Origin of the sequence: Qipengyuania gelatinilytica (assembly GCF_019711315.1) — a bacterium.
Classification (GTDB): Bacteria; Pseudomonadota; Alphaproteobacteria; order Sphingomonadales; family Sphingomonadaceae; genus Qipengyuania; species Qipengyuania gelatinilytica.
On sequence record NZ_CP081294.1, the window covers coordinates 2,203,376 to 2,217,248 of the forward strand.

The 13,873-nt window shown below is 61.3% G+C and carries 15 protein-coding genes; 8 read left to right on the top strand and 7 right to left on the bottom strand.

Annotated features, from left to right (window positions below):
• Positions 1-26 precede the first annotated feature (26 nt).
• Both K3136_RS10995 and K3136_RS11000 read right to left on the bottom strand, forming a co-directional pair.
• The gene (locus K3136_RS10995) at positions 27-1,205 is read right to left on the bottom strand and encodes a tyrosine-type recombinase/integrase (protein ID WP_221430358.1); all 1,179 of its coding nucleotides are present in this window, start codon (positions 1,203-1,205) and stop codon (positions 27-29) included.
• A complete protein-coding gene (locus K3136_RS11000; RefSeq protein WP_221430359.1) occupies positions 1,202-2,194 on the bottom strand; it encodes a tyrosine-type recombinase/integrase in 993 nt (330 codons plus the stop codon). Before K3136_RS11000 ends, K3136_RS10995 begins: the two co-directional genes overlap by 4 nt.
• A gap of 535 nt (positions 2,195-2,729) precedes the next feature.
• On the opposite strand from K3136_RS11000, the gene K3136_RS11005 reads away from it, so the two are divergent.
• Complete coding sequence (locus K3136_RS11005; protein WP_221430360.1) at positions 2,730-3,350, top strand: DUF305 domain-containing protein; 621 nt, start codon at positions 2,730-2,732, stop codon at positions 3,348-3,350.
• Here K3136_RS11005 and K3136_RS11010 read toward each other — a convergent pair whose 3' ends face one another.
• From K3136_RS11010 to K3136_RS11020, 3 genes are all read right to left on the bottom strand, one after another.
• Positions 3,351-4,112: a glutaredoxin family protein gene (locus K3136_RS11010; protein WP_221430361.1), complete on the bottom strand. Its 762-nt coding sequence runs from the start codon at positions 4,110-4,112 to the stop codon at positions 3,351-3,353.
• A complete protein-coding gene (locus K3136_RS11015) occupies positions 4,109-4,588 on the bottom strand; it encodes a DUF411 domain-containing protein (RefSeq protein WP_221430362.1) in 480 nt (159 codons plus the stop codon). The genes K3136_RS11010 and K3136_RS11015 overlap by 4 nt, the downstream gene beginning before the upstream one ends.
• A 73-nt stretch (positions 4,589-4,661) precedes the next feature.
• Entirely contained in the window at positions 4,662-4,934 is a 273-nt protein-coding gene (locus K3136_RS11020; protein WP_221430363.1) for a metal-sensitive transcriptional regulator, read from the bottom strand.
• Between the two features lie 75 nt (positions 4,935-5,009).
• On the opposite strand from K3136_RS11020, the gene K3136_RS11025 reads away from it, so the two are divergent.
• From K3136_RS11025 to K3136_RS11035, 3 genes are all read left to right on the top strand, one after another.
• Positions 5,010-6,710, top strand: coding sequence for a copper resistance system multicopper oxidase (locus K3136_RS11025; protein ID WP_221430364.1), 1,701 nt, complete (start codon positions 5,010-5,012; stop codon positions 6,708-6,710).
• The gene (locus K3136_RS11030) at positions 6,707-7,789 is read left to right on the top strand and encodes a copper resistance protein B (protein WP_221430365.1); all 1,083 of its coding nucleotides are present in this window, start codon (positions 6,707-6,709) and stop codon (positions 7,787-7,789) included. The genes K3136_RS11025 and K3136_RS11030 overlap by 4 nt, the downstream gene beginning before the upstream one ends.
• Positions 7,790-8,485: 696 nt before the next feature.
• On the top strand, positions 8,486-8,734 hold the full coding sequence (locus K3136_RS11035; protein WP_221430366.1) for a DUF6356 family protein: 249 nt from the start codon (positions 8,486-8,488) through the stop codon (positions 8,732-8,734).
• 24 nt (positions 8,735-8,758) lie between these two features.
• Here the strand turns inward: K3136_RS11035 and K3136_RS11040 are convergent, their stop codons facing one another.
• Positions 8,759-9,553 (bottom strand): SDR family oxidoreductase, encoded by a 795-nt coding sequence (locus K3136_RS11040; RefSeq protein ID WP_221430367.1) that lies wholly within the window; start codon positions 9,551-9,553, stop codon positions 8,759-8,761.
• 77 nt (positions 9,554-9,630) lie between these two features.
• Here K3136_RS11040 and K3136_RS11045 point away from each other — a divergent pair, with 77 nt between their 5' ends.
• From K3136_RS11045 to K3136_RS11060, 4 genes are all read left to right on the top strand, one after another.
• Entirely contained in the window at positions 9,631-10,956 is a 1,326-nt protein-coding gene (locus K3136_RS11045) for an alkaline phosphatase PhoX (RefSeq protein WP_221430368.1), read from the top strand.
• Positions 10,957-11,099: 143 nt separating this feature from the next.
• Positions 11,100-11,561: a Dps family protein gene (locus tag K3136_RS11050; RefSeq protein ID WP_221430369.1), complete on the top strand. Its 462-nt coding sequence runs from the start codon at positions 11,100-11,102 to the stop codon at positions 11,559-11,561.
• Positions 11,562-11,632: 71 nt separating this feature from the next.
• Positions 11,633-12,253 carry a 6-phosphogluconolactonase gene (locus tag K3136_RS11055; RefSeq protein ID WP_221430370.1) on the top strand — a complete coding sequence of 207 codons (621 nt, stop codon included), beginning with the start codon at positions 11,633-11,635 and terminating at the stop codon, positions 12,251-12,253.
• A complete protein-coding gene (locus K3136_RS11060; protein ID WP_221430371.1) occupies positions 12,241-12,711 on the top strand; it encodes an NUDIX domain-containing protein in 471 nt (156 codons plus the stop codon). Before K3136_RS11055 ends, K3136_RS11060 begins: the two co-directional genes overlap by 13 nt.
• Here the strand turns inward: K3136_RS11060 and dinB are convergent.
• Positions 12,708-13,823 (bottom strand): DNA polymerase IV, encoded by a 1,116-nt coding sequence (gene dinB / locus K3136_RS11065; protein ID WP_221430372.1) that lies wholly within the window; start codon positions 13,821-13,823, stop codon positions 12,708-12,710. The genes K3136_RS11060 and dinB overlap by 4 nt on opposite strands.
• Positions 13,824-13,873: the final 50 nt, after the last annotated feature.

Consider the following 13,873-nt stretch of genomic DNA (forward strand, 5'->3'; position numbering starts at 1 on the left):
CTCGCACGGTTGCTCTTGAGAACCTGTCATTGTCGAGATTGAGGTTGGAAAGCAATCTTCCCGCCAATCTCACTTCCGATCAGGTCTGACATCAAAAGTAGGTGCCCGTCATCCAAGTGAGCGTAACGTGCAGTAGTCGAAGAGTTGCTGTGGCCCAGCAAGCGCCCAATCATCGGCAGCGTTTCGGATGATCGAACGGCAAGGCTCGCATAGTTGTGCCGCAGATCGTGCAATCTCACGTCCTCGATGCCCGCTTCGACCCTCAGCATGCGCCAGAACCATTCGATTGCAGAGACGGGCAGCACATCGAACTGGAAGACGCGCTCATGGCTCCTTCTGCGCGGCAAGCGATCAATGACTGCCCTCGCCTCCTTACCAAGCCAAACCACACGTGGTCCCGTCTTCGAGTCCGTCAGCTTGAGCTTACGGCCTTGAACCTCGCCCCACGTAAGATCGAGAATTTCGCCACGCCGACATCCTGTCAAAGCGAGGAGAGAAATCACGGCCACTTCGTTCGGCTTGGCAGCGCGATGGCGCGCAAGCGCGTCTCCGAGACAGGCCATTTCGGCTTGGCTCAAAAAGCGCTCAATCTTCCGCCCCTTGTTGCGCTTCACGCCACGAAAGGGATTAGAGTGCTCGGGGAGATAGCCCCATGCTTCTGCCTTTGCGAACATGGCTTTCAGGATTTCCATAGCGCGGTTGGCCGCGCCCGGACCTGCGGAACGCGTCAGCATTGCATGCCAGCGCACGGCATCAGCATGGCCGATCTCGTCGATGAACTTTCCGGCGAATGCATGTTCCAAGTGCGTTCGCCGGTAGATGTCATGTATCTCAAGAGTGGATGGCTTCCAGGTCGGAGCAGCGACCTCCCAATAGTGCCGAAGAAAGGAAGCATAGGTCGGCGTCTTCTTACCGCGTTGCTTCTTGTCCGCCGGATTCTGGCCCAATTCGACCCTCAGGATGAGGCGGCGTGCAACATCCTTGGCAATCCGCTCGGTCAGAATGGCCGCATCGCCGATTGTAATGAGCCTCTGCTTTCCGCCCATTGTGCGCTGCAAGACGTAGCTCTTCCTGCCGGACAGATGGATACGCTCGCCAAAGCCGGGAAGGACGTAATCGAACCTCGTGCGGCGCTTACCTGCATCACCTGGCACGACGCGCGCGAGCTCTTCGGCGAGGATGCGCTTGAGATCATAGCTAGTCATGCGGTCATCCCCATTGAGTTTGCGAGGCTAGAACAGATGCGGTCGGCGCTTTCCGAAATCACCTCGTCAGCGAGGTGCGCGTACCGCGCCGTTGTTTCGGGAAGCGCATGACCGAGCAGCTTGCCAATGGTCGCAAGCGGTATGCCTTTGGCGATGGCGACCGACGCGAAGCTGTGCCGCAAGTCGTGCAGGCGCACATCGGGCAAAGCTGCCTTGCGCCTGATCTTCTCCCAATGCTGGCCCAGGTTGATCGGCACCTCGCAATACATTGCCGGGAAGACGAGTTGATCGTCTCCGCGCCGTTGCAGCCCATCCAGCACAACGATTGCCTGCGGGTTGAGGTAGATCGTCTTCGGTCCGGTCTTGCTGTCAGGCAATGCGAGGCGTGGCAACTGGACGTAGCGCCAGCGCAATGTCGCAATCTCTGATACCCGCGCGCCTGTATAGATCAGCATGAGCAGAGCTGGGACCACGAACTCATTTGCGCCATCGTGTTCTCCTAACACCTTGCCGAGCCTTCGATATTCATCGGCTGATAGATATCGTTCCGGCAAGTCCCGCTTGAAGCGAGAGACCCCGCGACAGGGGTTGGTGTTCTTTTCGCGGTATCCAAGCTTCTCAGCATATTGCATCATCACCGACATGACCGGGATGCTGCGATTGAAGGCTCCTCCTACATCAGCCATGCTGTCTCGCCAGCGATTGATGTCAGCCCTTTCAATCGCATCGACAGAGAGTGTTCCAAACCTTGGGATCAGCCGCTTGTCGATATAGGCCCGCGATGCATCGCGCGTCGAAGGCTTCCAATGCGGCGAATAGTCGAGCCAGAACTCCTCAGCGTACTCTGCGAAGAGTGGAGCTTTCAGCTTCTCCGGAACGGTAGGAAGATCGGCAAGCGTTGCCTTTATGAGCAATCTGCGCGCGGCAGCGCGCGCGGCGGGTGCGCCCAGCGCTCCTGCCGCCACTCCCGCGCTTCCCAGCGTCACCATTCGCTGCACGCCTCGCGGCCTGTGCTTCACGATCCAGGTTAAGTGTCCCGACTTGCGCTTCCGAAGTCCGAAACCGGGAAGCTCTGTATCCCATGTGATGCCGACTGGAAGCGACTTTCGCCGGGCAACATGGCCTGTCAATCTGAGGCGATAGGACTGCCTGCGGCGGGATACTCCTGTGCCTTGGCTACCACCTGATTGCTCGCCCTTTTGGACAATTAAGGTCTCTGTCTCTTCGCGCTTTTTTGCCATTCCATGCAGCTACCGCTGCGTACGGTGTGCTCCTGTTTCCACCTACGGTGAATGATCCAGGAGAAGCTTGAAAAGATGCCGATGGGACAAAGCCATTTCGTGCCGATGGATACTGAGCCAAGGTGGCGTTTGAGGCTGTTTCTGGGCCGTTAGCGGCCAGTCCGGTTTTGTGCGGGAGATTCTTTAAGACCGGACATTGCGCGCACGAACCAGACGCAGCGCGGCGGCCTTTCTCGGAACCACATACCCCCGGGGGGTGTAGGTTCCGATAGAGGAGGCGCAAATGGCAAACGAAAACTCGATCTCAACCGATCAAACTCACCAGAGCAAATGGCCCACGTTCGCGGCGATGATCGCGACGTCGATCGTCACGATGTTCGTGCTCAAATATTCCAACGTCTACGAGGCCGGGCACATCTGGTTCAGCCAGACCCGCATGTGGATGGCGCTGATGATGGGCATGGCCATGATCGTCATCATGCTCGGCTTCATGTGGGGAATGTATCGCACGTTCCTGACGAAGGTGCTGGTGATGGTCGGCGCGGTGATCGGCTTTGTGCTGTTCCTGTTTCTCGCTCGCAGCCAGGCGACGGTGGACGACCAAGCCTACATGAAGGCCATGATCCCGCACCATTCGATCGCGGTGCTTACCAGCCGTCGCGCGAACATCAGCGATCCGCGGGTGCGCGAGCTGGCCGACGCGATCATCGAGGCTCAAGTGAAAGAGATCGCGCAGATGGAGATGCTTCTGGAAGACATCGAGGCCAACGGAGAAATGGGCGACGGAACGCCCCTGCCGGCACGCACTGCCGTTCTTACCCCGAAGCTGCAATCCGAAGCCGAGGCCGCGACCGGTCGCGAAGTGACGCCCGAGTTGCGCGAGGAGCTCGACTCCTCGCGCTGATCAGATCGCGATCCAACCGAGCGCCTTGGCACCCATCCACAGGCCCATGCCGATCATGAACAGGTTCTCGGTCAGCGAGACGAAGCCCAGCGGCACGTTGCTGTTGCCGCCCACGCAGGCGCATTTCAGTTCGCGCTTGTCGATGTAGACGGCCTTGAACACGCTGACCGCGCCGACCGTGCCGATGAACAGCGATACCGGCACCGAGATAATAGGCAGGGTGTGCGCGACCATCAGGACCCCGGCGAGCCCCTCGCCAAACGGATAGACGAAGCCGTAGGGGACCCAGCGTCGTGCGAGCAGGTCGTAGTTTAGGAACATCGTCGAGAAGCTGCGCACGTCCTGCAACTTCTGGATGGCCAGCAAGGCCATCGACAGGCTGACGAACCACTCGATCGCCTGAACCGTGAAGACGGTATCGAAGACATACCAGCTGATCGCGAGGCCGAGCAGGAAGGCAACGCCGAAGATCGCGATGACCGGCTGGTAGCTCGTCTCGCCCTCTTTGGGCTGGCTGCGCGACTTACCGAAGTGTCCGCGAAGGTCGTCGTAGCCGCCGATCCGCTTGCCATCGATAAAGGTCTGCGGCGTGGTCTCGACGCCGTGCTCCTCCTTGAAGGCGTCGGTTTCCTCGCGCGTGGTCAGGTGATGATCCTCGACCTCGAACCCTTCGCGTTTCAGCAGGTCCACGGTCTTCAGACCGTAGGGACACAGATGGTCGGGCATGACCATGCGATAGACGGTGGCTTTCGTCGTGCTCATCGATGGCTCGCGGGGTAGCTAGCCCAGACGCTGCGACCCTGGGGGCCGAAGGCGATGACCTGGAACGCCTGGCGGTGGTTGCCGTGCTCCATTCCCGGCGAGCCCATCGGCATCCCAGCGACCGCGAGGCCCTTCACGCCTGCCGGACGTTCGGCGAGCAGGCGCTCGATATCGGCGACAGGCACGTGACCTTCGATCACGTAGCCCTCGACAATCGCGGTGTGGCACGATTGCAGTTCGCCCGGCACGCCGTTCTTGGCCTTCACCGACGCCATGTCGGGATGATCAACCGCATTCACATCGTGCCCGTCGCTGCCTTCGACATGCTCCGCCCATGCGAGGCAGCAACCGCAATTCGCGTCGCGATACATGGTGAAGATGGCCGCTTGTGCAGCGCAGGCCGTCAGCGCTGTGCCCAAAATGAGCGAGCCGGCCAAGGTGCGGCGAGCAATGGCCGAACGGAGCAGGGAAATCATCGCAGTCTCCTCAATGGAATAAGGGTGTTGATCTGGGGTTGGCGTCGGGACCGGCGATGCGGCTTCGCGGCTTCTACCGCTTCGCCTTCTCGAACAGCGTCACAAGCTCCTCGAACTTCTCGCGCTGTTCGGCCTCGTCACCGCTGGCGATGGCTTCAGCCACGCAACAGGCGGCGTGGTCCTTCAGCACCTGCGTCTCGACCTTGCCGAGTGCCGAGCGGATCGCCTGAATCTGGTGGAGGATGTCGATACAGTAGCGATCGTCCTCGATCATCTGCGCCACACCGCGCACCTGCCCCTCGATCCGGTTGAGCCTATTGATCTTCGCGGTCTTCGCGTCTGCCATGGTTCAAAGTCCGATTGAAATACCCTGCGGGGGTATATACAGCCTCCCACAGAAGTTCAATCGGAAGCTTGCCCCATGGTCTCATTCTCCCGCCGAAATCTGATCCGCAGCACCGCCGCGCTCGCCGCCGCCAGCGCGCTTCCCATGCCGGCTTGGGCGAAAGGACAATCGCTTACCCATGCGAAGAACGGTTTCGGCGAGGTGTCGGGCAAGGACATCGAGCTTGCCATCGGCAACCATCACTTCACGACCGGCGGTCGCTCGGGCCACGCCGTCGCGGTAAACGGCACCGTGCCGGGCCCGCTGGTCCGCCTGCGCGAAGGGCAGACCGCGCGCCTGCACGTAACCAACGATCTCGACGAGGACAGCTCGATCCACTGGCATGGCCTGCTGGTGCCGTTCCAGTTTGACGGGGTGCCCGGCGTCAGTTTCCCCGGCATCCGCCCCGGCGAGCGGTTCACCTACGAATTCCCGATCCGCCAGAGCGGAACTTACTGGTGGCACTCACACTCCGGCTTGCAGGAGCAGGCGGGGCATTACGGCCCGATCATCGTCGAAAGCGCGGAGCCGGACCCGCGCTACGACCGCGATTACGTGGTGCTGCTGTCGGAGTTCACCCCGATGCATCCGCACGAGATTATGCGGAAGCTGAAGGTCGGTGAGCACTATTTCCAGCGCCAGATGCAGACCGCGACCGAGGGCGATATGTCGGGCGAGATGCGCCGCATGTGGGGCAAGATGCGGATGAACCCGCGCGACATCTCCGATGTGACGGGCAGCACCTATACCTTCCTCATCAATGGTCACGGTCCGCAGGACGACCTGCAACTCGCGTTTGCCGCGGGCGAGCGAGTCCGCCTTCGCGTCATCAACGGGTCGGCGATGACCTTCTTCAACGTGCGCATCCCCGGCGTGCCGATGACGGTGATCCAGGCCGACGGGCAGGACGTGGACGAGGTGCAGGTGGACGAGTTCCAGATCGGCGTCGCGGAGACTTACGATGTGATCGTCACGCCGCCCGATGGCAGCTACGCCATCGTCGCCGAGGCGATGGATCGGAGCGGCATGGGTGTTGCCAGCCTCACGAGCCACAAGGGCCACCGCGCCACCCCGCCGCCGCTCCGCGAGATCCCGACGCTGACTATGGCCGATATGGGCATGATGGACCATTCCGGCATGGGCGGGATGGAAGGCATGGGTGGCATGGACCACTCGATGCGGGACAAGTCGCTCGTGCCGGATGATGTCGAGATCGGCCCCGGCGTGGACATGATCGCGCCGATGCCGATGGACCGGATGGATTTCCCGGGTCTCGGCCTCGACAAGGTCGGTCACCGCGTGCTGCGCTACACCGACCTCAAGGCCAAGCGGATGAACCCGCACCGGATGGTCGAGCGCGAGATGGAAATCCACCTCACCGGCAACATGGAACGGTATATGTGGAGCTTCGACGGCAAGAAGTTCACTGCCGTCACCGACGATCCGATCCGCTTCGGTTATGACGAGCGGGTGCGCGTCAAACTGGTCAACCAGACCATGATGGCTCACCCGATCCATCTGCATGGTCATTTCTTCGAGCTGGTCAATGGCGCGGACCATATGCACCAGCCGCTAAAGCATACGGTGATTGTGCAGCCGGGCGGCACCGCGACCTTCGATCTCACCGCGAACGAGCCTGGCGACTGGGCCTTCCACTGTCACCTGCTCTACCACATGCATGCGGGCATGATGCAGGTAGTGACGGTGCGGCCGTTCCCCGAAGGAGACGGCGCATGATCCGCGCCGCACTACTGGCCGGGTCGATGCTCGCCGCCGCTCCGCTCGCCGCGCAGGATCATTCGGCACATGGCGAAAAGCCTGGCGCGCGGCCGGAGATGGATCATTGCGCCATGGGCCATATGCCGCCCGAGAAATGTCCGCCAAAGGACGAGCCGCAACCCGCGCGTGAACCGGAAATGGACCATTGTGCGATGGGCCATCTTCCGCCGGAGCAATGCCCCCCGAAGGATCGCCAAGAGGAAGACAAGCCCACGGCCGGCGGCATGGCGGGCATGGATCATGGCTCGCACGGAGGGATGACCGACAAGTCCGTGCCCGGTGCAGCACCCGAAGAGGCCATCCCTGCGCGAGCGTTCGACGGGCCTCGCCATGCTGCAGATGCCATCTGGGGGAGTGGTGCGATGGAGCCGTCGCGCCAGCAGCTCGCCCGCGAGAACGGCGGCATGACCACCGGCATGATCCTTGTGGAGCGCCTCGAAACGCGCATTGCAACCGATGGTGGCGAAGATGGCTACCTGTGGGACGCACAAGGTTGGTATGGCGGGGATATCAACCGCTTCGTCCTCAAGACCGAAGGCGAAGGGGAATTTGGCGGTGGGCTCGAAGACGCCGAGTTCCAAGCACTCTACAGCCGCGCTATCGGGCCGTTCTTCGATTTACAGGCCGGGGTGCGGTTCGATCCCGAACCCGATAGCCGCACGCATCTCGTCGTCGGGGTCCAAGGGCTCGCGCCGTATATGTTCCATGTGGACGGCGCGCTGTTCCTGTCCGACCGGGGCGACCTGACCGCGCGGGTCGAGGCCGAATACGATCAGAAGATCACCCAACGCCTGATCCTCCAGCCCCGCATCGAGGCCGAATTCTCCGCCCAAGACATTCCAGAGCGAGGAATCGGCGCAGGTGTCAGCAAGGTCGAGCCGGGGCTGCGCCTGCGCTACGAAATCGTGCCGGAATTCGCGCCCTATGTCGGGATCGAATACGAGGCCAAGGTCGGCGAGACCGCCAATATTGCCCGCGCGAACGGAGAAGACCCCGATGGGCTAAAAGCCGTTGTTGGGCTGCGTGCCTGGTTCTAGTCTGATTGGCGCGCGACCGCTTTCGGGCAATAGCGCACAACCTGTGAACGGCGACAATTGGGGCGCAAAGCTGCCACCTTGAGCGCTCAATCGCCGCGCGGCTCTTTCACGTCAGATGTTTTCCGGAATGACTGAACCGAGGTTTCAGCAAATGGTGGGTAAACCGCGCAAATGGAAATCTGACGAGCACACCGTACCCCGCGAATTCGGGAACTAAATCATTGATATTTCTCCAGAATAACGTTTTGGGCGGAATCAACCCGTCTACGAGTAGAGCGGGTTTGCGCTGAGCCGCAGACAACTCAGATTCTCTTAAAGTATTGCAATTAGACGATAAATTTTGATCGACGAGCGAGTGGTTTGCGATCCATTGAATTCTTGTGCCAGTTATCTCTTAAAGCTGCACTCTACTCACATTCGAGTTGCCAATCTTACCGGTGACAACCGATAGCTAGCAGGCTAATTGTGACGCAATTGTCCCTCTCAATCCCGGGTTTTTCCACAGAAGCGCGGGCAAGTGGGGGCCAGAATGGGGGCCTTTTATTTCTCCGGCTATGGAAAATAAAATCAGTTCAATTGCTTACTTTGCCTATTGGCTTCCCTTCACCGCTCCAGCGCTTGCCGGCCTGCCCGCGAATTGAACGCCGCTGGGCTTTGCGCTACCCGAAAGCCGCATCTGCGAAGAGGGAATCAGCGATGAGCATCTTTACCGATCACCCGCATTCGGTGGGCGAGAGCTATTTTCAGCATCTCGTGACTGCGGGCAGTTTCGGCGTCAGCCTGATCGCAGCCGGCTTCGCCTGCCTCGTGCACGGCATTTTTCCCTTCTTGTGCAAGACCACCGGAAGCCGCGCGGTACGCCAGCTGGCCGATCGCATGATCCACGGGCGCGAGCGCTATGACGGGAATGCGCCCAAGGGCGAACAGATCGACTGGTGTATCTGAACAGCCGGTCAGGAGTTTGCCGGGTTACCTGGGCGGCATCCGGATCGCGCCGTCCAGCCGGAACTGGTGCGCATTGATATAGGAATTGCGCGCGATCTCGCAGATCAGCGAGGCAAATTCCTCCGGTTCGCCGAGGCGTTTGGGGAAGGGCACGCTGGCATTGAGCTGGTCCCACATCTGCGGATTGCGGTCCTTCATTCCCAGCATCAGCGGCGTCGCGAAGATGCCGGGCATCACCGAATTCACCCGGATGCCGAGGTCCATGAGGTCGCGCGCCATCGGCAGCACGAGGCCGTTCACGCCTGCCTTGCAGCTGCCGTAAATGACCTGCCCGATCTGGCCGTCCTGCGCGGCGACGCTCGCCGTCAGGGTGATGCATCCGCGTTCACCATCGTTGTTCAGCGGTTCGCTGTTCGCCATGCCGAGTGCGGAATGGCTGGCGACGCGATAGGACGAAACGAGGATGCCTTGCGCGCCATAGGCATAGTCTTCGGTCGACAAGCGCTTGTAGCCGCCCTTTTCCTTGTCCCAGCCCAAAGTCTTGCCGCGCCGGCTGGTCATTGCGCAATGGACGGTGACGCGCTCCTGGCCATGGGCATCGCGGGCACGGTCGAACCCTTCGACGACCGATTGCTCATCGGTAATGTCCACCTTGGCGAATATCCCGCCGATTGCTTCGGCATGGGCGCGGCCGCCTTCCTCGTCGATATCGAAGATCGTCACCTTTAGGCCGAGATCGGCCAGTGCCTTTGCGCTCGCCTTGCCGAGGCCGCTCGCCCCCCCGGTTACCACCGCTGCCATGCCTTCGGTCAGTTTCATCAAGTCTCTCCCAAGGTGTCATTTTGCTTCCACATTGCTATCGCATGAGGCAGGCTGACACGCCAAGGAGTTAAGTGATGACCGCCGACCTGCACCGCCGCCAGTTCCTATCCGCAACGGCAAGCGCATTTGCCGCGCTGTCGCTGTCGGGTTGCCAGACGCGTGTAGGTTCGACGCCGCTGCCATTCACCGGTTATGGCGAGCTCGTGCCCGATCCCAACGGCATGCTCAATTTGCCGGAGGGCTTCTCCTATCGCCTGATTTCGGCTTTCGGCCTTGAAATGGACGACGGCGAGCCTGTGCCCGACGCTGCCGACGGCATGGGCTGCATCCCGCTGTCGCGCAGGGAAATTGCCCTTGTGCGCAACCACGAGCTGATGCCCGGTGACGGCGGCTCTGAATTTCTCGAAACTGGCTTCGACAAGGTCGCCGGCCAGGCCGTGCTGCCCGGCGGCACCACCACGATCGTGCTCGATGCGAAAACGCTGCGCAAGAAGCGCGAATACCGTTCGCTCGCAGGGACCATGCGCAATTGCGCGGGCGGCGTGACGCCATGGGGCAGCTGGCTGACCTGCGAGGAATTTGTTACCACCGATGACCAGATCGCGCCAGACAAGCTGACAAAGCATCATGGCTGGATTTTCGAAGTTCCTGCCGATGCCGGCAAGCAGATCAATCCAGAGCCGCTCAAGGCGATGGGGCGCTTCAATCACGAAGCGGCCTGTGTCGATCCGGAGACCGGGCTGGTGTACCTCACCGAAGACCGGCCCGACTCCGTCCTCTACCGTTTCGCGCCCAAAGTGCCCGGCGATCTTGCGCAGGGCGGGCAGTTGCAGGCCATGCGCATCGTCGACCTCGCGGATACGCGGAACTGGTCGGAAGAGGCGATGCCGGTTGGCAAGCGCTACACCGTCGAGTGGTTTCCGCTCGACGACGTCGAGGCACCGAAGGACGATCTGCGCACGCGCGCCGCGGCGCAGGGCGCGGCGATCATCGCGCGCGGCGAAGGTATCCACATGGGACTGGACGAACTTTACATCTGCTCGACCAGCGGCGGGGCAATGAAGCTCGGCCAGATCTTCAAGCTCGTCCCGGGACGCAACCGCAAGGCCGACGAGGTCGAACTGTTCTTCGAGAGCGGGAGCAAGGAGCAGTTCAATTACGGCGACAATCTGGTGGTCGCGCCGAACGGACACCTGATCGTGTGCGAGGACCAGTATACCGATGTCGTCGACAACCGCCTGATCCTGATCACGCCCAAGGGCGAACCACATGTCTTCGGTCGCCTGACGATGCAGACGGAACTGGCGGGCGGGTGCTTCTCGCCCGATGGAAAGTGGTTCTTCGTCAACGCCTATTCGCCGACGCGGACCTTCGCGATCACCGGCCCTTGGTACGGCTGACGCGATTGATAATTAATCGCATTAGGCGAACAAGGTCCGGACCTTGATCGACTAACGCGATTACAGCGCTCGAAACCCTTCGCGAAACTCTCTCGCCTCCCTGCCGTTGGTAGGGTGAACGAATTCAAGAAGGGAAATTGACAATGGCCGAACTCGGCAACAATGCGAAATCTGGTCTCGTTACGGCGCTGAACGGCGCGCTGGCGGACACGATGGCGCTCTATTTCAAGACCAAGAACTTTCACTGGCATGTCGCAGGCCCGCGCTTCCGCGACCTTCACCTGCTGTTCGACGAGCAGGCTGCACAGCTGATCGGCACAGTCGATGCGATCGGTGAACGCGTTCGCAAGAATGACGAATATACGCTGACCTCGATCGGAACGATCCATAGCGAGACCAAGATCGAGGACCAGGACGATGTCACCATCACCGCCGATGCGATGGTTGCCGAACTGCGCGACGACAACAAGAAGCTCCACGACCGTCTGGGATCGGTGAAGGAAGAAGCCGAATCCGTGGGCGACAACGCCACCAGCGGCATCGTCGACGACTGGATCGACCAGTGCGAGGAACGCATCTGGTTCCTCAACCAGACAGCCAAGTAATTCAAGCGAATAGCAATTCAGACCCGCCGGGCCTCTTAAACCCCGGCGGGTTTCGTGTATCTGGTGGTGCCATGGCAGACGCAACGATCATCGAGAATGCGACCGACGGCGACATCGCCGACTGGCTCGCGCAGCGGCTTGGCGAAGCATTCGCCGCAACCGAAGGCCCGGTGACCATCACCGTGCCGGGTGGCTCGACGCCCTTCCCCATCATCGAGCAGCTCCTGACACGCGATCTCGACTGGTCGCGGCTGGTGGTGTGGCCGGGCGACGACCGCATCGTGCCCGAGGATCACGAGGCATCGAACACCGGCAAGCTGCGCAAGCTGTTCGAACCGGCAGGCGCCGAAGTCGTGACCCTCACGATTATGGAGCAGGTCCCGCATTTCGACCTCGCATGGCTCGGCATGGGGGCCGACGGGCACATCGCCTCGCTCTTCCCCAATACTGATCCCAAGCTGGACGAACCGCGCAGCATCCTGCGTCTCACGCCCGATCCGCTCCCGCCCGAAGCGCCCTTCGACCGGATCAGCCTGACGCTGCCCTCGCTCCTCGCGAGCGACCAGATCCTCTTCGTGATCCGCGGTTCGGACAAGCGGACCGTGTTCGACCAAGCCCTTGCGGGTAAAAGCGATTTGCCGGTTGCCCGGCTGCTGGCAGGCGCTAAACAGCCTGTCACATGCTTCACCTGATACCTGCGCCGCTTCACCGGCTCGCCCTCAAGATCGGATACAAGCTGCAGCAGCGGATGCGCCGTACGACAGGTACGGCGCGTGATGGCGTGAGCGTGATCGGCCGCGACATCGAGGGGCAGATCCTCGTGGTGAGGCACAGCTACGGGCCGGAAGGCTGGTACTTCCCGGGGGGCGGCATCAAGTCCGGAGAGAGCCCGGAAGACGCGGCCAGGCGCGAGCTGATGGAAGAAACCGGCTGCGAGATCATGGGGCTCAAGCTGGTCGGCCTGGTCGAAGAAGAGCTGTCCGGTGCCACCCACAAGGCGCATCTGTTCGAAGGTGTGATCGAAGACATGCCCAAGGCCGACGGGCGCGAGATCCTCGAAGCCCGGATGTTCCCGACCCACTCTCTTCCCGAACCGCTCGCCCCGACAACGCGGCTGCGGCTAAAGATGTGGCAGGCGCGCAAGAGCTAGAGCAGGCTCAATTGCGCATCGGGCCGCTTGGGGGGCTCCTCTCCATCGCGTTCCAGCTTCGATAATGTGAGGCCCATGAGCCTGATTGGCATGGGCAGGGGCAGAACCTCTTCAAGCAGCACCCGCGAGACCTCGGCAAATTCGTCCTTGCTCGCGATCGGCTGGTCGAGCGTCTTCGCCCGGCTGAAAATCTGGAAGTCGGTATATTTCATCTTCAGCGTCACCGTGCGGCCCTTGGCTTCGGCACGCTCGATGTAGCCCCAGACGATTTCGATGATGTCTTCGAGTGTCTCGCGCAGTTCGCTGCCCGACGACAGGTCCCGGCTGAAGGTGCGCTCTCCGCCAACCGACTTGCGGATACGGCTCGACCGGACTGGCCTCAAGTCGATCCCGCGTGCAGCGCGATAGAGATAGTCGGCGAAGCTGCCGAAATGCGCCCGCAACCACTCGATGTCCTTGGCGGCAAGGTCAGCGCCGGTGGCAATTCCCAGCCTGCCCATCTTCTCCTCGGCTTTCGGGCCGACGCCGTGGAAGCGCCTGACCGGCAGCGACTGGACGAAATCCGCACCTTGGCCCGGACGGATCACGCACATCCCGTCCGGCTTGTTCTGGTCGCTTGCCAGCTTGGCGAGAAACTTGTTGTAGCTTACCCCGGCGCTCGCCGTCAGCTTGGTCTTCGCCTTGATTTCTTGCCGGATCAGCTCCGCAATGCGGGTCGCGCTGCCGATGCCGAGCTTGTCTTCGGTCACATCGAGATAGGCCTCGTCCAAGCTGAGCGGTTCGACGAGGTCGGTGTGGTGCCGGAAGATCGCGCGGATTTGCTGGCTGACTTCGCGATAGGCATCGAAGCGGCTCTTCACGAAAATGAGATCGGGGCATTTGCGCTTGGCCGTGACGCTGGGCATCGCGCTGCGCACGCCGAACTTGCGCGCTTCATAGCTTGCCGCCGCGACCACCCCGCGCCCGCTCGAGCCGCCTACGGCGACCGGTTTTCCGCGCAGGTCCGGATTGTCGCGCTGCTCCACGCTGGCGAAAAAGGCGTCCATGTCGACATGGATGATCTTGCGCAGGCCATCGGCCTCGCCTTCATCGCTGTCGTCTGTCTCGCTCATGCTGCGCTAGATAGCGATGCGGGTTGCAAATCGGAACCTTGTGGTTCACC